This window comes from Rathayibacter sp. AY2B5, assembly GCF_002931645.1.
In the GTDB taxonomy this organism is placed as follows: Bacteria; Actinomycetota; Actinomycetes; order Actinomycetales; family Microbacteriaceae; genus Rathayibacter.
Window position 1 is genome coordinate 67,138 of sequence record NZ_PSUE01000009.1, and the last position, 19,820, is coordinate 86,957.

Here is a 19,820-nt window from a genome sequence, read left to right on the forward strand (position 1 = left end):
GAAAGGCTTCCCACCCATGGACAAATACACCGTCGCCCAGCACTCGGTGGGCAATGTGCTCAACTGGGTGGAGACCGGCAAGATCGCGATCCCCGAGATCCAGAGGCCGTTCGTGTGGACGAGCACGAAGGTGCGCGATCTGATCGACTCGCTCTACCAGGGCTATCCCGTCGGGTACCTCATCACCTGGCAGAACACGGCGGTGCGCCTCAAGGACGGTTCGCTGTCGGGGTCCAAGCAGATCCTGATCGACGGCCAGCAGCGGGTGACGGCGCTGACGACGGCGCTCGCCGGCGGATCCATCGTCACGAAGGATTACAAGAAGACGCGGATGCAGATCGCGTTCAACCCGCTGACGGAGAGCTTCGAGACCTACACCCCGGTCCTCCGGAACAACCCGGAGTGGCTGCCGGACATCGCCGCCGTGATGAAGCCCGAGAACCTCTTCGGCCTCGTCCGCGAGTACCTCGAGAAGAACCCCGAGGCCGACCGCTCGGTCGTCGAGACGAACTTCTCGAAGCTGATGAACGTGCGCACCCGGCAGGTGGGCATCATCGACCTCGCGGAGAACCTCGACATCGAGACCGTCACCGAGATCTTCGTGCGCATCAACTCGAGCGGCGCGCGGCTCACACCCGCCGACTTCGCGATGAGCAAGATCGCCTCCTACGGCGAGTACGGCGCGCAGCTGCGGAAGTTCATCGACTACTTCTCGCACATGGCCGTCGCACCGCACTTCCACGCGATCATCCAGGAGAACGACCCGACCTTCGCCGAGACCGACTACTTCGCGAAGATCAGCTGGCTCAAGGACGACGCGAGCGACCTCTACGACCCGACCTACCAGGACGTCCTGCGGGTCGCCGGTCTGATCGAGTTCGATCGCGGGCGCATGGTCGCGATGGTGAGCTACCTGTCCGGCCGCGACTTCGAGACCAAGAAGTTCGACGACGCGATCGCGCAGGAGTCCTTCGAGCGCCTCGAGCGGGCTCTCTACCGGATCACCAACCGCTACAGGTTCACGCAGTTCCTGATGACGCTGACCTCCGCCGGCTTCATCTCGCCGTCGCTGATCACCTCGCGCAACGCCGTCAACTTCGCCTACGCCCTGTTCCTGCGCCTGTCGGACGAGGGCGAGCTGCCCATGCCCGAGATCCAGAGGATCGTGCGGCGCTGGTTCGTCATGTCGATGCTCCTCGGCCGTCACTCCGGCAGCTTCGAGACCACGTGGGAGCTCGACCTCCGGCGCCTCCGTGAGATGGGAGCGCGGGCCTACCTCGAGTCGATCGAGCGCAGTGCGCTGTCCGAGGCGTACTGGACGGAAGGCCTTCCGCTCGACCTGGTCACGTCGAGCAGCCGGAGTCCCTACTTCGTCGTCTACCTGGCCGCGATGGTGAAGCGCGGAGCCCGCGGGTTCCTCTCGAACCACGTGGGCGCGTCGGACATGCTCGGCGATTCGGGCATGGGCGACATCCACCATCTCTTCCCGAAGGCGTACCTCCAGGCGAGCGGGATCAACGATGCCGCTGACCGCAACCAGATCGCGAACTACGTCCTCGCGGAGACGCCGGTCAACATCCGCATCGGCAGGCTCGCGCCGGCCGAGTACGGAGCGCGCGTGCGGGCGCAGATCGAAGCGGGAACGCCCGACCTCGGCGACATCACGACCGAGGCCGAGCTGCTCGCCAACCTCCGCTCCTCCGCGGTGCCCGAGAGCCTCCTCGACGCGACGGCCGCCGACTACCCGTCCTTCCTCATCGAGCGGCGCAAGCAGATGGCGGCGCTGCTGAGGGATTACTACTTCTCCCTCTGAAGGAACGGTCGCCCTGTTCGACGACGCGGCAGGGCACCCGCTCTCAGGGCTCCAGCCGCTCCATCACCTCGTCGAGCACATCGTCGAGCCGCCTCCTCCGCTTGTAGACCGTGAGGAGATCAACGTGCTCGCCGGTCCGGAGGTGCGCTCGGCCGTCCTCATCAACGGCGAGCACCGGATCCCCGCCCCGCGTCATGACCAGGATGCGGCGGAGCCGGTCGCCCAGCTCCTCAGCACGGAGGCCGGACGGTATCGGGAGGTTCGGGAACGACTGCAGCGCGGGGGCGGGGGAGATGTGGGTCAGGTGGTCCTCGATGCTGAAGACGACGTCCCAGGGCCGACGGTCGTTGAGGCCGCGAGTCAGGAGGCCGGAGACCACTCGGTAGCCGATCGATCGTGCCGTCGTGGCGTCGGCGGAGGATGAACCGAGGCCGAGCGTCACTTCGATCCGCTGGACGATCTCGTGCGGGTTCTCCGCCGCGAGGACTTCCTGCCACGTGATCGGCTCCACTTCGGGTCGGAGTCCGAGGAAGTGGATGCGACCCTTCTGATTGAAGAAGACGCCGGGAGAGGAAGGGCGGAGCCGATCGACGACCTGCGGCCCGTGATAGTGACCGTCGAGGAAGATGGCTGCGAAAGCCGAGAGCCGGGAGTGCCGGCGGCACAGCTCGCTGGCGATCCACCAGCCCTGCTCGTGGGTGAAACGTTCGGCGGGGTCCGGTACGGGCATGTCCTCATCCTCGTCATAGGCTTCTGTCGGTGCAGCCATCGGCGGAGCGCTGAGGCCGTTCTCCAGTCCGACGAAGGTGTAGACCCAATCGCCGTCCGCCGCCTGCTCGGGCTTCCGCTGGTACGTCGCCATGAGCCCGTCCGTATCGGGCAGCGGGACGGAAATCGACGTTCCGGGCAGGCCGTCGGGGAAGACAGGATTATCGCCGTAGCTGGTGCCGTCGAGGGGACCTCCGAGTAGATGGGCCCTTACGAAGCCGAGATCGCCGGGCCTGAACTCAGCCATCGATCTCCACCTCCGCAGGCCGCACCGCGTGCACCGCATCCACCAGGAACCGCGCCGGCCGCGCCCGCGGCAGCACCGCGCTGACCTCCTGGAGCGCCTGGTCGGCGGGGATACCGAGGTGCCGGACGCTGTACGCGGCGCCGACGGAGGGCGTCCGGCTCCGCCCCTCGAAGCAGTGCACGAGCACGGTCAGGCCCTCGGCCCGGTAGGCGGCGATGGAGTCGGCCGCATCGGCGAGCACGCCGGCCGGATCGGCGTTGCTGCCGTCCTGGTCGACCAGCCAGACCGCGGTCCGCGCGCCGATGAAGGCCGGCACCTGCTCGCGGCCCACCCGGCACAGGGAGACGACGGCGTCGACGCGCGGGCCGGTGCCGTCCTTGGCGAGGGTGTCCAGGGCGGTCAGGTCGCCGAGGAGCACGCCGTCGTCGTGCGGGTGGACGACGAGCGTGGCGGGCAGGCCGCTCACCGGCCAGCGCGCGGCGGCCGGCCAGCCGTTCTCGCCCGCGACGCCTCGGCGGGTGGCGAGCACGGCGCTGCGCACCAGGTCGTCAACGGTCAGCCCGGGCCAGCCGTGCAGGTGCCGGAGCCACGCGGCGGGAACAGCGGAGCGCCCCCAGCGGGCGCCGGCGAGCGACCCGGTGATCGCCGCGACCGTGTCCGTGTCGTTGCCGCTGCGGACGGCCAGCTCGATCGCCTCCTGGAGGGTCGTGCTGTGCGTGAGGGCGCACCAGGCGGCCTGGATCGCCGCGACGACCCAGCCGTTGCTCCCGGGGATGTCCTTCGGGTGCGCGGTCCGCTCGGCGACGTCGAAGCGCTCCGACCACAGCGTCCGCCGCTCCTCGGGCAGCGCGGTGATGCCACTGCGGACGTCGAAGGCGCCCTCGAGGATCGCGTGGCGGATCGCGAGCGACCACAGCACGCACGCGTCTCCGGCGTCGTCCTCGAAGTGCGTCAGGTCGCTCAGCCGACGGGCGGCGGCCGCGAGGGTCGCGTCGTCCGCGTGCAGCAGGCCGAGCGCGACCGGGCCGGTGCGCATGAGCGAGCCGTTCCCGGCCGAGCGTCCAGTGGACCGGTGCACCTGCTCCGCCGTGGCGCGCAGCTCGGACTCGCTCGCCCCGGGGGCCGTGGACAGCACGCGGCGGATCTGGATCCCGACGTCCTTCGCGGTCCCGGCCCAGGTCCGCCACTGCCTGCCGATGCGGTGCAGCGTCTCGGGATCGTCGAGGGAGGCGCCGGGCGCGAGCTCCTCGAGGATCGGGATCGCCATGCTCGTGTCGTCGGTCCACTCGCCGAGATCCCAGCCGCCGCCCGCGTGCAGCCGGACGGGGACGCCGTCGGCGAGCGGCGGGCGGAACTCGTACGGTGCGCCCAGCGCGTCGGCGGCCGCGGAGGCGACGATCGCGCCGACCGCCCGGTCCGTCTGCATCGACGTCAGCTTCGTCCTGTGTGTGGTCATGAGAGCCCCCGTTCCGGTTAGCGCGGATCTGCGCTAATTCCATGCCACCGAAGTTAGCGCACTTCTGCTTCAATTACCAGATGGCAACCGCAGAGCTGACCGACCATCCGCGACCGTCCGTCGCTGTGGACGCCGCGGTGCTCACAGTGCCTCCCGGCGGCCCGCTGTCGATCGTCCTCATCGAGGACGGGTACGGCCGTCGCCTCCCCGGCACCTTCGTCCACGAGCGAGAGCGCCTCGACGACGCCGTCCGACGCGGGCTCCGGACGAAGACGGGCATCGAGGGCGTCGGACTGCGCCAGCTGCACGTCTTCGATGCTCCGGAGAGGGACGACCGCGGCTGGGTGATGTCGGTGGCGTACCTCGCGGTCGCGCCCTGGGAGGCGACGCAGGCGTCGGGCCTCGCCGTGCCCGTCGCCGGGAAGGGGCCCCTCGCCTTCGACCACGACGAGATCGTCGCGCGCGCGCTGCTCACCATCAGGGAGGAGTACCGGAACCGCCCCGACCCGTACCGCCTCGTCGCCGAGCCGTTCACCATGCGACAGCTGCACGACCTGCACGAGCAGGTCGCCGGCGAGCCGCTGATGCGGGACAGCTTCCGCCGGGCGATGCTGCCGTTCCTCCACGAGACGGGCGAGCTGGCATCGGGCGCGGTGGGAAAGCCGGCGAGGCGGTTCGTGCGGGCGTGAGGCCGAGCGGCGGGGCGAGCAGTGCGCGTCTGCGACCGCGTGCGGCAGGCGCGAACAGCGGTCAGCGAGAGGGCTGATCCCAGACACGATCGAACTCCTCCGCGACGAGCGGCCAGACGAGCTCTTTCGCGACTGCCGCAGAAGTCGCAGACGTCACCAGCGGGCCGGACAGCACGAACTCGTGAGGGATGACGCGGCCGGCGGAGTCGCAGCGGCCCTCCGGGTCCGGGAAGCGCAGAGCGACCGTGCGGGTGCTCCTCTGGAAGGCGTCCGGAGTGTCCCCGAGCCCGTCGAACGCGGCTTCATAGGCGTCGAGCGGGTCGGCGTGGCCGCCCTTCCGCAGGAAGCGGAATCCCCAGGTCCTGCCCCTGGTCGCCCAGATGAACGAATCAGAGTCGCCGCCGGTCACTCCCGGCTCCGCAGGAGGACCTTCTCGTCGACGCCTCGGTCGAGGTCGAGCTCGAACGCGGTGAGAGTCTCGGCCAGGAAGTCGTGTCGAGCGCGCGCGTCGTCGTGCAGTCCGCGCACCTTCTTGCCGGCGAATTCGGCTGCGGCTGCCCCGAGCCCAGGTCCGACGAATCCTGCGACGGCAGCGATCGGACCGCCGAGGCGCGCGAGCGGTGCGGGCAGCTTCAGCTTCCCGACGAGAGCCGCGATGGGAACGGCGAACGCCAGAAGCCGCTCGGCGACCGCCCCTCCCCCCTTCATCGCTGCAGCCCAGCGGATGTACCGCGAGAACGGAAGCATCGCTGCGATCGGCAGAATCAGATCCACACCGATCCGCTTCGAGATCTCGATCTTCTCGGGCTCGAAGCGAGCGGACGACAGAAGGACGAAGTCGTCGCCGACCGAGAGCGCTTCCGGCGCCTCGACGAATTCGCGCAGGACACCCTGCAGCTTGTTGATCTCTGCCCCCGTCTTCTCGACGACGAGGTCCCGGAAGTGGACGACGTCCATGTCCGGAAGCAGGTCGGCCTTCGAGAGGGCGATCGTCCAGACGCGGGGGAACACCGCGAACGGCTTGCCGTCCTCGAGGACGTCGTCGCGCTGCTGGAGGAGGGTCTGAGAGAACCCGGTCAGCAGGGCCTTCAGGTAGCGCTCCTCCTCCCCGGCATTGTCGAGCAGCTTCTGCGCGTCGACGAGGATCATCGCGACATCCGACCCGATCAGCGCGCGGAAGGTGTCGATCCTCCGCTTCGCTTCCGTCGGTCCGTCCGGCTCCTGCTCGAACCACTCGCCCGGGTAGTCGTGCCATACGAGGCGCAACTCCTCAGCGGTCCCCGCCTTCGGAGGGTGGGCGCCTCGCTTGGGCCGGATGGCGAAGGAATAGGAGGTCTTGCTGAATCTCGTCGCCGGCGGCAGGACAGCGGAGTTCTTCATGCCGAGGTAGTTCTGGTGCAGCCTCCGCCCGTCGGCTGCATCGTTCGCCAGGAGATCGAAGCGGTCGGCGCCCGAGAGGAGCCCTTCCATAGCCAGACCGTAGAAGGAGGAGATGAGCACGGTCTTGCCGCTGCCGCTCTCTCCGAAGACGGCGATCTGCTGTTCCCGCGCGATTCTCTTCGACACCATGTCTCGAACCTAGGGCACGGCGCGCCGAGTGATCGACGCGCGAGATCTCTGCGACCGCTGACGGGCGAGAGCGAGCTCCAGAAGGCGATCCCACGGAAGATGCCGGCGGAGAAGCCCCGGGCGCCTTCTCGCCTCGGGCTCGGCTCGCGCTGCATCCGCCGCCGCCTGCACGACGGCAGGATCCTCGCCGAGTGCTTCCGCCATCCACGCGAAGGCCGCAGGACACAGGAGCCGGTTGTAGGTCACCCGAGCGCTGGTGTTCGGAGTCGCCCGAGTGAACGCGCCCGAGCCCGTGCTGTCCTGGTTCCCGAACCACCGGACCATGTGCTCCTGCTGGCTCGACCACCACGCACCACGCCGCTGAGGGCGGTCCTTCTCGTACTGGTCCGAGATGGGAAGGTGCGCCTCGCACCCGCGGAGGATGCGGACGAACTGCCTCACGTCGAGATCGTCCACTTCGGAGCGGTCCCGGGCCTCCCGAGTCCGTGACGTCATCGGATGTCTCCACCCAGCCGCTCACTCATCCCCGCGACCTCCTGCCACGCCCCGGTCGCCCGTTCCTCCGCCGTCGCCTCCCGGAGCAGCCCGGTCAACCGCTCCCGCAGCCGCAGCTCCGCCTCGGTCATCGCGCTCTCGTGCCCTCGCGCGAGGAGGTACGAGTGGGCGTCCGTCGCGAAGGCGGCCAGGGCGTCGAGGAAGATCTCGAGGACGCGGGCGGCCTCGCCGACGCGGGACGGATCGCGGGGCACCGGCAGCATCGGCACGAGCCGCAGCCTCCCCTGCCAGAGGCGCTCGTCGAGCGGATCCGCGAAGAGGGTGAGGGCGGTCGCGAGCGTTCCCGAGGCGGAGGAGGGGAACGCGCGGCGGACGTCGTGGACGATCTCGTGGAAGTGGTCGTCGGTGAGGCCGAAGCCGACGAAGAGCAGGTGCCGGGTCGCGAGGGTGGCCTTCACGATCGAGGAGAGGGCGCGGCGGGAGGAGTCGAAGCCGAGGTAGTCGTCGCGGGTGAGGACGATCGAGGACGGGTCGTCGACGGTGCCGTGGAGCTTGAGCAGCCAGCGCTCGTGGTCGCCCTCGTGGTCGCCGGGGATAACGGCGCGGGGGACGCCCGCATCCTCGGACGCCGTCTCGAAGAGGCGGTCGTAGTTGAGGGTGATGGCCTGCTCGGAGTCGATCGCGGTGAGGAGCGCCGGCGCGAGACCGTACCGCTCGAGGGATCCGATCTCACGGGCGACGGCCTCGGCGAACCGTCCGGGCTGCTCCTCGTCGAACAGCGTCGCGAGGTAGGACGCCTGGTCGAGCACGTTCTTCCCGCTGAGGACCGCGGACGTCTCGGAGTCGAGTCCGATCTCGCGACCGAGCTCCTCGAGCAGTCCGTCCCAGGAGGGGCCGCCGGCGCTGACGCTGGTCCCGGCGCCGAGGAAGGGCACGAGCCGGCGGCGCCGGGCGCGCTCGGCGAGGCTCTGCGCCTCCTCGAGGGCCGGAGCCTCCAGCTCGGGCCAGGACGTCGCGGGATCGAGTCGCCGCCTGGACTGGGCGAAGGCGTGGACGTCGGCGCGGAGGGTGACGATCGCGATGTCGACCTCGAACGCCTCGGCGGCCTCCCGCAGCACGCGGAGCTGCTGGGCGAGCACGGCGTCGCGGAGGGTCCCTGATCCGCCGCCCGCCGTCGCGAAGAGCGGCACGGCCAGGAGTGGCAGCGGCCGCCTCGTGCGCCGATCCCTCGTCGCCGTCTGCGCGGCGACCTCGACGAAGGCCCGGAGGCGGCGGGCGATGTCGGCGAGTCCTTCGCTGTCCTCGGCGTCGCGCACGGCGCGATCGGGGACGGCGGTGAGGACGGGAGTGGGCTCGCCGTCGCGCGGCGCGAGCGGCAGTGCCATCTGTCGGCCGTCCGAGAACTCCGGAGTCAGCGCGGCGCGTGTGCGATCCTCCAGCTGCGGCACCTCGCGCCAGAAGTCCGTGAACGAGAGGAAGCGGTCCGTCGGCAGGAGCCACGCGTCGCAGGCGAAGTGGAGGAGGCTTCCGCGGGTGACGAAGAGATGAGGTCGAGGCACGGCCTCTTCCTATCAGGATCGCTGAGTCGCCCGGGAGGGCTCGTTCTCCGCGTCGAGAACGAGCCTTCTCGGGCGACTCGGTGCAGAGGGCCGGGAGTCACGCGAGCATCCGATGCCGACGTGACGCCGACGTCAGCGCCCCAGCACCCCCGCGTACACCGCGAGGTACTCGTCGACCATCCGGTCCACCGCGAAGCGGCGGCGCGCCGTCTCTCGCACGGCCGCGCGGTCGAGGAGCCCGACCCGCTCGACCGCGGCGACCGCCTCCTCGCGTGACGACACCGCGAACCCGGTGACGCCCTCGTCGATGATCTCGGCCATGGATCCGCGGCGGTACGCGATCACCGGCGTCCCGCACGCCATCGCCTCGACGAAGGAGAGGCCGAACGGCTCGTCGAAGCCGATCGGATGCAGGAGCGCGAGCGCCCCGCCGAGCACGAGGGCGCGCTCCTCCGGCCCGACCGAGCCGCGGTAGTCGACGCGAGTCCCGTCGACGAGCGGCTCGACCTCCTCGCGCCAGTAGCGCTCGTCCTGGACGATGCCGCAGATCACGAGTCGCCGCCCGGCCGCGGCGGCGATCCGGACCGCCTCCGCCGTGCCCTTGTCGGGGTGGATCCAGCCGAGGATCACGAGGTCCTCTCCTCCGGATCCGGCGGGGAAGCCGTCCACGTCGATCCCGTGGTGCACCGTCGCCGCGTAGTCGAGCTCGGGGGAGCGGTCGCTGTCCGAGATCGACACCAGGTGCGCGGTGCGCGGATGCCGCAGCGCCTCGCGGTAGGCGGGCAGGATCTCGGGCCCCGAGAAGCCGTGCACCGTCGTCACGAGCGGGACGGGCCACTGCGCCGCGAGGGCGAGCGGCAGCCAGTCGAGGTGGTTGTGCACCAGGTCGAACTCGCCGGCACGGTCGAGGACCGCCGCGATGTGCAGCGCCTCCCAGACTCGGCCGTCGCGGCCCGACTCGGCGTAGCCCGTCGGAGCGACCGACTCGAGCGCGGCCGTCGTCACGGAGTCGCCGGTCGCGAAGAGCGTCACGTCGACTCCGCGGCGGACCAGCCCCTCGGTCAGGAGGCTCGCGACCTGCTCCCACGGCTCGTAGTGGCGCGGCGGCGTGCGCCACGCGATCGGCGCGAGCATCGCGATCCGCAGCCCGGCCGCCGGGTCCCCGGGTCCTGCGGTCATCGGGCGGCGACGGCCGCAGGGGCCGCCGGGACGCTCGGCCGCGTCGGCTGCAGGCCGGCCCGCCGCACGACGAGCGAGGTGTGCAGGGCGGCGATCGTCGACTCCGCGCCCCGGTTCTCGTCGCGCCCCTGCGGCTCCAGCCCGTCGTACCCGGCGCCGGAGAGCGGATCGACCATCACGGTCGCGGAGTCGTTGACCCCGTGGAACCAGGCCCAGCAGGAGGCGAGGCCCTCGCGCCAGAGCGGATCCTCGTCGAGCGTCAGGGCGCGGGCGCACGCGGCGGCGATGGCGGCGACCTCGATCGGCTGCTGGTCGAAGAGCACTCCGAGCTCGTCCGGCCCGCGGCCGGCCACGCCCGTCACCGAGAGGCGGCCGTCGCGCGATTCGAGGCCCAGCAGGAAGGCGAGGGCGGCGAAACCGCGCGCGAGCAGCGGCATGGCCTCGCCGGCCGCCAGGAGCGCCTCGGGGACGCAGCCGTTGGCGTAGCGCAGGCGCGCCTCCGGCCAGGGCCAGGCCTGGTCCGTGCAGGAGAGGAGCATCGGCGCGGCGTCGTGCAGCAGCTGGACCGCGACCAGCGAGTGCGGGCGGACGGCGACGACCTCGACCGCGCCGAGCACCGCGAACGTCATGGCGCGCAGATCCGGCGAGCGCTCCTCCGCGAGGTGGAGGAAGAGCCGCATCGCGCGGCGGCGGGTCAGCGGCAGCTCGGCGTGCGCGGCGACGACCCCTGCGGCCCAGACGCTGCGGCCCCACCAGTCGCCGAGCGAGGAGGCGTCGGCCCACTCCCCGTCGGGCGACAGCCGGTTGTGCACGGTGCCGTCCGGCTCGGCGGCGGCCTCGAGGAAGCGGAGGTACTGCTCCGTGAGGCGTCGGGTCCGGAACGTCTGCTCCGGCTCCTGCGCCACCACGATCAAGGCGCGCGAGACGTCGTCGACGCAGTAGCCGTGCTCGGGACGGGGCGCGTCGAGCAGCGTGTGCTCGTGCAGCCCGCGCTCGTCGGTGAGGGCGTCGAGGTGCTCGTAGGGGAGTGCCGTCGCGAGGGCGGGCCCCGCGGTCACGCCGCGTGCTCGATGCGGAGGCGCTCGACGAGATCGAGGTAGAGGCCGGCGGCCGCGGGCCAGGAGAGGGCGGCCGGAGCGGCTGCGGGGGCGGAGTCGGCGAGCACCTCGCGCAGCGCCGCGGCCATCGCGCTGGGGTCCTCGTGCGCGACCGTGCGGCCGCGGCCGTTCCCGAGCCGCTCGAGAGCGTGGGGGAACTCCGTCGCGACGACCCGTCGTCCGGCGGCCAGCGCCTCGACGAGCACTCCGGAGGTGACCTGGTTGCGGGAGTCGTAGGGCAGCAGGACGGCGTCGGCCTCGGCGACCGCCGCGGCGAGCTGGGAGGGATCGAGGTAGCGGCCGTCGAGCACGACCCGGTCCTCGAGCCGCAGCTCGGCGATCAGGTCGGCCAGCGACTCCCGGTAGGCCTCGCCGGCGTGCGCGACGACCTTGGGGTGCGTCTGCCCGTAGACGGTGTAGTGGGCGGAGACGCCGGCGTCCCGCAGGTCGGCCATCGCGCGGATCCCCCACTCGATGCCCTTGCCCGGGCCGATCAGGCCCCAGGTGATGATCTGCGGATCCGCGGCGGCGGCGGGGCGGGCGGCCGCGTTCCAGACGGGGACGCCGTGCGCGATGACGACGACGCGCGAGGCGTCCACGTCGTAGCGGCGCTCGAGGATCTCGGCCGCGACGGCCGTCATCACCACGACCGCGTCGGCGAGGGAGGCGACCCGCTCCAGCACGAGGCGCTGCGAGGGGGTCGGCGTCTCCAGCACCGTGTGCAGGACCACGATCACGGGCACGGCCAGCCGCACCATCAGGGCGATCACCTCGTCGCCGTCGGGTCCGCCGTAGATGCCGTACTCGTGCTGGATGATCGCAACATCGCAGGAGTCGAGCTCGGCGGCCGCGCGGGCGGTGCTCGCCGGGTCGCCCGCGACGAGCTCGGCCACGACGCTCGTGCCGGGCGTCGATCCGGGCACGGCGAGCTCGTCCATCACGCGGACGGTGCGGATGCCGACGCCGTGGTCGTCGGCCAGTGCTCCGCCGAGGGCCTCGGTGAAGGTCGCGAGCCCGCACCGCGTGGGCGGGAAGGTCGACAGCAGTCCGACGGTGGTGCCGGATCGCCGGTGCGCGAGCGGGAAGGGGGACTCCATGCTGACTCCAGCCGCGGGGAGGCGGAGCCTTCCCGGGGAGGGCGGTCCGCGAACGGGCGAGACGACTGCCGGGCGGCACCCCTCGCGGGATCCGTGTCGGATCCGGTCCACGGCCGGAGGACCGGGCATGAGTAGCGTCACCCTAGTGGGGGTGGATGACGATCCGGGTCGCCCGCTGCGCGGCTTCGCCCGCCGGCCATCGGGGCGCGGACTTCGGCGGGCGGGGGGCGGCGGTCTCGGCGACCGCCGGCGGGAGCACGGACAGCATGTCGACACGGTCGGCGTCGGCGGTCTCGATGACGGCCGACGGGACGACGGCCGAAGTGACGTCGACGTCGACGCAACGGCGGATCAGGAGGCCGGCGCCGCGAGTGGCGTCCTCGCGGCCGTGCCCGGCGGGGAGGACCTACTCGAGGAGGAAGGCGCGCCCGTTGATCAGCAGCGTGTCGCCGTCGGTCGCGGCGAGAACGCCGAACTCGTCGACGGAGCGGGTGGAGTCCCCGGCGGTGTCCGAGGTCGCGGCGACAGCGGGAGTGGCTGCGGCGGCGGTGAGGAGGAGCCCGCAGGCGAGTGCGGTGATCACGGTCGTGCGGTTCATCGGCGTCGTCCTTGGCGTCGTGGTGGGCCGCTTCTCGTGGAGGCGGCGGGAACTGGTTCCGAGCCTAGGGCGCTGAGCCCGTCAACGCCCTGGGTCGTTCCTTGGGTTCAGCTATGAAGTACCGTGCAGCCATGCCCTGGGGACGCCTCTACTTCGCCGTGCAGGCGCTCGGCGGAGCGGCCTGGTGGGTCGCCGTGGCGCTCGTCCCCGCCGTGCGGATCGCGACGCTCGGCAGCCTCGATCCCGTCCCTGTCGCGGCTCTCGACCTCCCGCTGTTCGTCGGCGCCTCCGCTCTGGCCGCCACGGGCATCCGCTGGGCGGCCGTCACCGCGACGGCCTGGACGTTCCTCGTCGCGGTCGCCCTGGCCGTCTGGGCCACCCTGACGGGGGAGGCGGGCTGGGGCGTCGTCGCGATGCTCGCCGCGGCGGGCGGCTCCGTCGTCGCGGCGTGCCTGCTCCTGCTCGGCCGGGTGCCGACGCGCTGGATCGCCTCCGGTCCCCTCTCCTTCCGGGTCGCGACCGCGGGCCGCCGACCCGGATCGCACCTCGCCGCGACCCTCGGGCAGATCGCGGTGTTCTGGGGAGGCGCGCTGGTCGTCGTCCCGCTGGTGATCGCCGCGCTGGAGGAGCGCTGGGGCGTGAGCCTCGGAGCGGCACCGCCCGCGGTCGTCGGCGTCGGCGTCCTGCTGCTGGTCGCGGCGAGCGCGCTCGGGATCTGGTCGGGGCTCACGATGTCGCTCCTCGGCGACGGCACGCCGCTTCCGATCGCGATGACCAACCGGCTGGTGATCGCCGGCCCCTACCGCTGGGTCCGCAATCCGATGGCGGTCGCCGGCATCGTGCAGGGAGCGGCGGTCGGGCTGCTGCTCTCGTCGTGGCTGGTCGTGCTGTACGCACTCCTCGGCGCCGTCGTCTGGAACCAGGCCCTGCGCCCGCTGGAGGAGGCGGACCTCGCCGCCCGCTTCGGCGCCGACTTCGAGCGCTACCGCTCGCGCGTCCGCTGCTGGGTGCCCCGCCGCCCGGAGTCGCTAGCGCGCCGGGGGTAGCCGCTGCCGCGGCGCGCTCGCCGAGGCGTTCCGCTCCCGCCGGGACACCGCCGCCAGGCCGGCGTCTCGCCGATGAGGGCGGTGTCTCGAGGCGCCGGACGCGCCTCTCGCGACGGCGACACGCCTCGCCCGCCGACCCTGTCACTCCGCGGTGCGCCCGCGCCCGACCACCGCGGCGACCAGCCCCGCCGAGACCGCGGCCAGCGCGACCAGCACCCCGCCCACGCCGAGCGCCCCCGCCACGAGCGGAGTCGCGAGCGCCAGCGCGACACCGGGGAGCGCCAGCCGCGCGGGCATCGGCTGGTGCTCGCCGAGCGGCGCGTGCACCGCCCACAGGGTCAGGACGAAGACCGCGACCGGGACCGCGACGGCCGCGCCGATCACCGTGTCGGACGCCTCGAGGTGGCCCGCGGTCGCGGCGACGGCCGCCTCCAGCCCGGATCCCAGCGCCGCGAGGGCCGCGAACGCCGCGAAGTGCGCGTAGCCCCAGCGGTAGGAGAGGCCGCGCCGCCGCTCCAGCAGCTCGCCGGAGGGATGCGAGAACGACAGCCACCACAGCGCGAACACGATCACCAGCCCGCAGGCCGCGACCAGCACGAGCGAGGCGCTGACGCCCGCCTCCGTCACCGCCCGCTGCACGCCCATCACCGCCGCGAGGACGCCCTCGCCGAGCAGGATGATCGTGAACAGCCCGTACCGCTCGGCGACGTGGTGCGGATGCCAGTTCGCGTCGCCCGCCCGCTGCGCCCAGAGGGGCACCGCCAGCTCGCAGGCGACCAGGAGCAGGAAGCTCACCACCCCGACCTCCTCGGGCAGGAGCAGCCGCATCAGCCAGCCGACCTGCACGATCGAGAAGCCGACGGCGTTGCGCACGGCGGAGGTGCGGTGCTCCGGAGTGGACACGGCGACGCGGATCCACTGGCTCACCAGCGCGAACCGCATGATCGCGTAGCCGATGGTGATCGCCCGGTAGTCGCCGTCCTCGAAGCCGGCCGGCACTCCCGCCGCGAGCACCAGGACGCCGCCCATCTGGGCGAGGGTCAGCAGCCGGTAGGGCACGTCGTCGGTGTCGTACCCGGAGGCGAACCAGGTGAAGTTCATCCACGCCCACCAGATCGCGAAGAACACCATGCCGAAGGGGAGGAGCCCCTCGGCGAGGTGCCCCTCCTCGGTGGCGTGGGCGAGCTGCTGGGCGATCTGCGCGATCGCGACGACGAAGGTCAGGTCGACGAGCAGCTCGAGCGGACTCGAGACGCGGTGCGCCTCGTCGATCGCGCGCGGCTGCATCCGCACGCGGAGGGGGTGCGCGGGGGAGGCGGGCATGCGCTCATCCTGCACCCGGAGGGCTTCTGCGCGAGTGCCGCGCCCGCCTCCCGCGACCCTCGGCGCCCGCCCTCGCACCGAGTGTCCAGAAGTCGTCGCACTCGAGCGCGAGCGCGACGACCATCGGACACTCGCGGTCGGCCGGACCTCGCCAGGTCGGGCGCAGCCGACACCGCGAGCACGCAGAAGTCGCGGTACTCGCGCTCCCGTACGGCCACTTCCGAGTTCTCGTGCGCCCCGGGCGACGCCCGGCGGCCCCGCGCCCGCGCCCCGCGCCGGCCCGCGCAGGACCCCCGCCTACGATGGGTCGGGATGTCCCCCGAATCCGCGCTCGCCGCCCCGACCCGCGCGTCCCCGGGCGCCCGGCGGTCGCGGCGCGGGCCGCTCCTCGGGCTCGCCCTGGTCGCCGTCCTCGTGGCGACGCGCCTGCTCGCCCCGGACGCGGCGGGCGACGCCCTCTCGGACGCGGTGCGCGACTTCCTCACCCTCTCGATCAGCGTCGTCATCGAGTCGCTGCCGTTCGTGTTCCTCGGCATCGTCCTCTCGATCGCGGTGCAGCTGTGGGTGCCCGAGGCCGTGCTGCTGAGGATCCTGCCGAAGCGGGCGCTCCCGCGGCGCCTCGTGATCTCGCTGCTCGGCGTGCTCCTCCCGGTCTGCGAGTGCGGCAACGTGCCGCTCGCGCGCGGGCTGATCGTCAAGGGCCTCTCGGTGTCGGAGTCGATGACGTTCCTCCTCGCCGCGCCGATCGTGAATCCGATCACCATCGTCACGACCTACCAGGCCTTCGGCTGGGCCGACGGGATCCTCGTCTGGCGCATCGTCGGCGGCTTCGCGATCGCGAACCTCGTCGGCTGGATTTTCAGCCACCACTCCGAGCCGATGAGCCTGCTCACCGACCGCTTCCGCGCTGCCTGCGAGGCGGGCGAGCGGCCGTCCCGCTCCCTCCGCGACCGCTCCCGGCGCAGCGTGCTGCTGTTCGCCGAGGAGACCGGGGCGATGATGCCGGCGCTGTTCGTCGGCGCCGCCATCGCGGGGCTGATCCAGGTCGGCGTCTCGCGCGACGTGCTGACCACTCTCGGCGGCGACCCGCTCTGGTCGGTGCTGGCGCTGATGGTGCTCGCCTTCGTCATCTCGATCTGCTCGAACGTCGACGCGTTCTTCGTGCTCTCGTTCGGCTCCACGTTCCTGCCGGGAGGCATCATCGCGTTCCTCGTCTTCGGCCCGATGATCGACGTCAAGATGCTCGCGCTGCTGCGCACCACGTTCTCGGCCGCGACGCTGGTGCGCGTCACCGTGCTGGTCGCCCTCGCCGCGGCCGTGCTGGGACTGGCGGTGAACTATGCGCTCTGAGCGCCTCCTCGCCCGCTGGAAGGGCGTCGTCCTCAGCCTGATCGGCGTCGTCTCGACCCTGTGGCTCGCGGCGACCGGTCGGCTCGGCCTCTACATCCACCCCCGCTACTTCGAGTTCTCGGTGGTGCTCGCGGTGATCGCCGGAGTGCTGCTGATCGCGGCGTTCGCGGTCGTGCCGGGCGCCGAGGAGGACGCCCACGAGCACGAGCACGAGGACGACGTCGAGCACCTCCACGCCCCCGCACCCGCCCGCCCCTGGCGCCGGGTGGTCGCGGTCGCGGCCGGAGTCGCGGTGATCGCCTCCGCCGCCGTCGCCCTGCTCGTGCTCCCGCCGGCCGCCCTCACCGCCTCGACCGCGACGCAGCGCGAGGTCAACACCAGCGCCGTCGACGCCTCCGTGACCGCCGCGGCGCCCACCGGCGACACGGCCTCCTTCAGCGTGCGCGACTGGGCGACCCTGCTGCGTCAGGGCGCGAGCGAGCAGTTCCTCGCCGGCCGCACGGCGACGGTGAGCGGATTCGTGACCCCCGACGCCTCCGACCCCGAGAACGTCTTCTACATCGCCCGCTTCGTCGTCACCTGCTGCGCGGTGGACGCGCAGCCGGTGGGCGTGCCGGTCTACCAGGCCGGCTGGGCCGACACCTGGTCGGAGGGGCAGTGGCTGGAGGCGAGCGGCGGCTTCGGCGCGAACCCGAGCGTCACCAGCGCCGAGGCGGTCGTGCTGGAGCCGGAGGCGGTCACTCCGATCGACGAGCCGGCGATGCCGTATGTCTACTGAGCGCGGCGCGAATCCTGAGCCCGGCGCGACTCCCGAGCGCGGCACGTCGGCGCAGAGCGGGCGACGGGACGATGGCGGCGCTCCCGGCCTCGACTCCGCAGGCGCCTCCCGCTTCCCACGGCTCTTCTGGGCGGTCGTCGCGGTGCTCGTCCTCGCGGTCGGAGGCCTGACCGCCGCCACCGTCGCGAAGGGGCCCCGGGTCGCCTCCCTCGAGGTCAGCACCGACGGCGTGGTCGAGCGCGACGGCTCCCGAGCCCGCCTGCACCTCGACCAGGCGCTCGAGCCCGACGCGCTCGACCGCGTCCGCGTCGCTCCGGACGCCCCGCACACCACCGAGCTCGACGGCGGCGTGCTCACCGTCACCTTCACCGACACCCTCCGCTACGCCACCCGCTACGAGATCGGGATCGACGACGCCCGCAGCGCCGCGACAGGCTCGGCCGCCGACGTCTCCGCCTCCTTCACCACGAAGGACCCCGACCTCTTCACCCTCGATCGCACCGCCGACGACCCCTCGCAGCCCGACGCCGTCCGCGTCCGCCCGCTCTCCGGAGGCGACGCCCGGGTCCTCGTCGCGGCCGACCGGATCCAGGACTACGCCGTCGTCGGCCCGGTGCTGGTCGTCGTGACCATCGAGCCGGACGACACGAACCTCCTCCGCACGGTCACGCTCGACACCGGCTCCGAGGGCGTGATCCCGCTCCCCGGCCCCGGGACCGTGCGCGAGCTGCACTCCTCGCCCGAGAAGGGCGTGCTCGGCTGGACCTTCACCGGGCAGGCGCCGTCGGGCCCGCTCGACCGCGCCCTCTACTCCTACGACCTCACCGACCAGAAGGCCGAGGCGGTCCCCGTGCTCGGGATCGACGGCGGGCCGCTGCGGGCGCGCGACTGGATGTTCGTGCCCGGCACCACCTCCGTCGTCACCCACTCGCTCGACGACACGGTGCTCCTGCTCGACCTGCTGACGCCCGGCTCGATCAGCCCGCTCGGGCAGCACGCGGAGCTGCGCGGATTCGTGCCCGGCGCGAACCGGCTCGTGGTCGCCGATCCGGAGTCGGGCTCGCTGATCGACCTGGCCGACGGCTCGGTCGAGACGCTCGCCCTCCCCCCGGCGGACGTGAGCGCGACCGCGACGCCCGTGCAGATCCTGCTCCTCGACTCCGGGAGCTACGTCGAGCTCGAGGCCGAGTACGCGCCGGAGACAGGGGCGACCCAGTACTCCGTCGTCCGCGTCGACGCGTCCGGCACCTCGGAGGTGTTCCGCACCTCGCCGACGGGGCGCATCCGCGGCGTCTGCCTCTCGCCGAACGGGCAGTACCTCGCCGTCGAGACCGTCTCGGTCGAGGGTCGGCCGGACGACTACCCGGGCGAGCCGGGCTTCAGCGCGACCTCGACCGTGCTCGTCGACCTCGGCACCGGCGACACCGCGCGCAGCGTCAACGGACGCTCGCGCGACTGGTGCGCGTAGGGGGCGGGCCGACGATCGGCTCGTCCACCTGACTGATTGCTGGCGGCCCGGAAGTACCGGATCGTGCAGCAGATCATCGAGAACGACCAGCGCGCCGAGCTGAGCGTCGCGGACCGCACCGCCGCGTGGGCGCAGCTCGCGTTCGAGGGCGTCACCGCCGCAGCGATCGCCAAGCGCACCGGCACCAAGACCGACGCGGTGTAGAAGGGCCTCGCGGTCGCGGAGTCCGCGACCGTCACGTCCGTTCTGCACGAGCACGAGCTGACCCTGGACCAGGCGGCGGTGCTGTTGGAGTTCGAGGACGACGCCGACGCCCGCGCGACCCTGATCGAGGTCGCCATACACGACCCGGCCCGGTTCGAGCACACCGCGCAGACCCTCCGCGACGAGGCCGCGCACCAGGGGCTCCTCGCGGCGACCGCCGCCGAGTACACCGGCAACGTCTTCCAGATCCTCACCCGCTCCGACGCTTACGGCGACCAGGCGACGTGGACGCCGGTGCGGCAGCTGCGTGGCGAGGACGGGAAGAGCGTCACCCCCGAGCAGGTCGCCGTCGCTTCCGGCCGCGGAGTGCTCATCGACACCAGCTGGCGCGGCGAGGTCGAGGTCACGCTCCTCGTCCAGGCCCGACCGCCGCCGGATTCACCTACGCCTACGGAGCCCCCGAGCAACCGCAGACCGAGGAGGAGCGTGCTGAGAAGTCCGCGGAGCGGAAGGTTCTCATCGCCAACAACAAGGCGTGGAACGCGGCCGAGAAGGTGCGCCGCGAGTGGATCGCGACGTTCCTCGCCCGCAAGACCCTCCCCAAGGACGCGGATCGCGTCATCGCCCTCGGTCTCACCGCTCACCGGTTCGCCGTGTCCTCCGGGATGACGGGCGGCAGCGACCTCGCGCACGCGCTGCTGCGCATCGAGCGCCCCTCCGGCTACCGCGCCGACGCCCTCGCAGCGCTGGTCGAGGCGAACCCCGCGAAGGCCTGCCTGGTCGCGCTGGCCGTCGTGCTCGGAGGCCAGGAGGCGCACACGAGCAAGGAGTCCTGGCGCCGCGGCGACAAGCGCACGGCCGAGCACTTCCGCCAGCTCGCGGCCTGGGCATACGCGCTCTCCCCGGTCGAGCAGGTCGTCACCGGCGACAGCACCCCCGCCGACGCCGCAGGACTCAGCTAGCCCACCCGGCGGGGACCGGCTCGCACCGGTCCCCGCCCCTCCTCTTCTGCCACTGCTGCACAGGAAGGCCCGACCATGAACACCACGACCACCGCACCCCGCCCCGCCCACCGCTTCGACCC

The 19,820-nt window shown here is 72.3% G+C and carries 18 protein-coding genes; 8 read left to right on the plus strand and 10 right to left on the minus strand.

Going from position 1 to position 19,820, the window contains the following annotated elements; translation table 11 throughout:
• Nucleotides 1-16 precede the first annotated feature (16 nt).
• Complete coding sequence (locus tag C5C30_RS08140) at nucleotides 17-1,813, plus strand: DUF262 domain-containing protein (protein ID WP_104333501.1); 1,797 nt, start codon at nucleotides 17-19, stop codon at nucleotides 1,811-1,813.
• A gap of 43 nt (nucleotides 1,814-1,856) precedes the next feature.
• Here C5C30_RS08140 and C5C30_RS08145 read toward each other — a convergent pair whose 3' ends face one another.
• Both C5C30_RS08145 and C5C30_RS08150 read right to left on the minus strand, forming a co-directional pair.
• Nucleotides 1,857-2,828: a hypothetical protein gene (locus C5C30_RS08145; RefSeq protein ID WP_104333502.1), complete on the minus strand. Its 972-nt coding sequence runs from the start codon at nucleotides 2,826-2,828 to the stop codon at nucleotides 1,857-1,859.
• The gene (locus C5C30_RS08150) at nucleotides 2,821-4,284 is read right to left on the minus strand and encodes an ADP-ribosylglycohydrolase family protein (protein ID WP_104333503.1); all 1,464 of its coding nucleotides are present in this window, start codon (nucleotides 4,282-4,284) and stop codon (nucleotides 2,821-2,823) included. Before C5C30_RS08150 ends, C5C30_RS08145 begins: the two co-directional genes overlap by 8 nt.
• A gap of 80 nt (nucleotides 4,285-4,364) precedes the next feature.
• On the opposite strand from C5C30_RS08150, the gene C5C30_RS08155 reads away from it, so the two are divergent.
• Nucleotides 4,365-4,973 carry an NUDIX hydrolase gene (locus C5C30_RS08155; RefSeq protein ID WP_104333504.1) on the plus strand — a complete coding sequence of 203 codons (609 nt, stop codon included), beginning with the start codon at nucleotides 4,365-4,367 and terminating at the stop codon, nucleotides 4,971-4,973.
• A 61-nt stretch (nucleotides 4,974-5,034) separates the two neighbouring features.
• On the opposite strand, the gene C5C30_RS08160 is transcribed toward C5C30_RS08155, so the two are convergent.
• The 7 genes from C5C30_RS08160 to C5C30_RS08195 form a co-directional block, all read right to left on the minus strand.
• Entirely contained in the window at nucleotides 5,035-5,382 is a 348-nt protein-coding gene (locus C5C30_RS08160; protein WP_104333505.1) for a hypothetical protein, read from the minus strand.
• A complete protein-coding gene (locus tag C5C30_RS08165; protein WP_104333506.1) occupies nucleotides 5,379-6,542 on the minus strand; it encodes an ATP/GTP-binding protein in 1,164 nt (387 codons plus the stop codon). Before C5C30_RS08165 ends, C5C30_RS08160 begins: the two co-directional genes overlap by 4 nt.
• 491 nt (nucleotides 6,543-7,033) lie before the next feature.
• Nucleotides 7,034-8,596, minus strand: a complete 1,563-nt coding sequence (locus tag C5C30_RS08175; RefSeq protein ID WP_104333508.1) for an SIR2 family protein — start codon at nucleotides 8,594-8,596, stop codon at nucleotides 7,034-7,036.
• 132 nt (nucleotides 8,597-8,728) lie between these two features.
• A complete protein-coding gene (locus tag C5C30_RS08180) occupies nucleotides 8,729-9,775 on the minus strand; it encodes a glycosyltransferase family 4 protein (protein ID WP_258065846.1) in 1,047 nt (348 codons plus the stop codon).
• Nucleotides 9,772-10,833 (minus strand): glycosyltransferase, encoded by a 1,062-nt coding sequence (locus C5C30_RS08185; protein ID WP_181131508.1) that lies wholly within the window; start codon nucleotides 10,831-10,833, stop codon nucleotides 9,772-9,774. Before C5C30_RS08185 ends, C5C30_RS08180 begins: the two co-directional genes overlap by 4 nt.
• Complete coding sequence (locus C5C30_RS08190; RefSeq protein WP_104333509.1) at nucleotides 10,830-11,969, minus strand: glycosyltransferase; 1,140 nt, start codon at nucleotides 11,967-11,969, stop codon at nucleotides 10,830-10,832. The genes C5C30_RS08185 and C5C30_RS08190 overlap by 4 nt, the downstream gene beginning before the upstream one ends.
• A 406-nt stretch (nucleotides 11,970-12,375) precedes the next feature.
• Nucleotides 12,376-12,567: a hypothetical protein gene (locus tag C5C30_RS08195; protein ID WP_104223384.1), complete on the minus strand. Its 192-nt coding sequence runs from the start codon at nucleotides 12,565-12,567 to the stop codon at nucleotides 12,376-12,378.
• Nucleotides 12,568-12,698: 131 nt separating this feature from the next.
• On the opposite strand from C5C30_RS08195, the gene C5C30_RS08200 reads away from it, so the two are divergent.
• Nucleotides 12,699-13,613, plus strand: coding sequence for an isoprenylcysteine carboxylmethyltransferase family protein (locus C5C30_RS08200; protein WP_104333510.1), 915 nt, complete (start codon nucleotides 12,699-12,701; stop codon nucleotides 13,611-13,613).
• Nucleotides 13,614-13,754: 141 nt separating this feature from the next.
• Here C5C30_RS08200 and C5C30_RS08205 read toward each other — a convergent pair whose 3' ends face one another.
• Nucleotides 13,755-14,936 carry a low temperature requirement protein A gene (locus tag C5C30_RS08205; protein WP_219827785.1) on the minus strand — a complete coding sequence of 394 codons (1,182 nt, stop codon included), beginning with the start codon at nucleotides 14,934-14,936 and terminating at the stop codon, nucleotides 13,755-13,757.
• Nucleotides 14,937-15,248: 312 nt separating this feature from the next.
• On the opposite strand from C5C30_RS08205, the gene C5C30_RS08210 reads away from it, so the two are divergent.
• The 5 genes from C5C30_RS08210 to C5C30_RS08225 all read left to right on the plus strand — a co-directional run bounded on the left by C5C30_RS08210 (nucleotide 15,249) and on the right by C5C30_RS08225 (nucleotide 19,698).
• A complete protein-coding gene (locus C5C30_RS08210; protein ID WP_104333511.1) occupies nucleotides 15,249-16,286 on the plus strand; it encodes a permease in 1,038 nt (345 codons plus the stop codon).
• Nucleotides 16,276-17,064: a TIGR03943 family putative permease subunit gene (locus C5C30_RS08215; protein WP_104333512.1), complete on the plus strand. Its 789-nt coding sequence runs from the start codon at nucleotides 16,276-16,278 to the stop codon at nucleotides 17,062-17,064. Before C5C30_RS08210 ends, C5C30_RS08215 begins: the two co-directional genes overlap by 11 nt.
• Nucleotides 17,054-18,532 carry a hypothetical protein gene (locus C5C30_RS08220; RefSeq protein WP_104333513.1) on the plus strand — a complete coding sequence of 493 codons (1,479 nt, stop codon included), beginning with the start codon at nucleotides 17,054-17,056 and terminating at the stop codon, nucleotides 18,530-18,532. The genes C5C30_RS08215 and C5C30_RS08220 overlap by 11 nt, the downstream gene beginning before the upstream one ends.
• A 63-nt stretch (nucleotides 18,533-18,595) precedes the next feature.
• Entirely contained in the window at nucleotides 18,596-18,736 is a 141-nt protein-coding gene (locus tag C5C30_RS17645; protein WP_181131510.1) for a hypothetical protein, read from the plus strand.
• Nucleotides 18,737-19,290: 554 nt separating this feature from the next.
• The gene (locus C5C30_RS08225) at nucleotides 19,291-19,698 is read left to right on the plus strand and encodes a hypothetical protein (protein ID WP_104310113.1); all 408 of its coding nucleotides are present in this window, start codon (nucleotides 19,291-19,293) and stop codon (nucleotides 19,696-19,698) included.
• Nucleotides 19,699-19,820 lie beyond the last annotated feature (122 nt).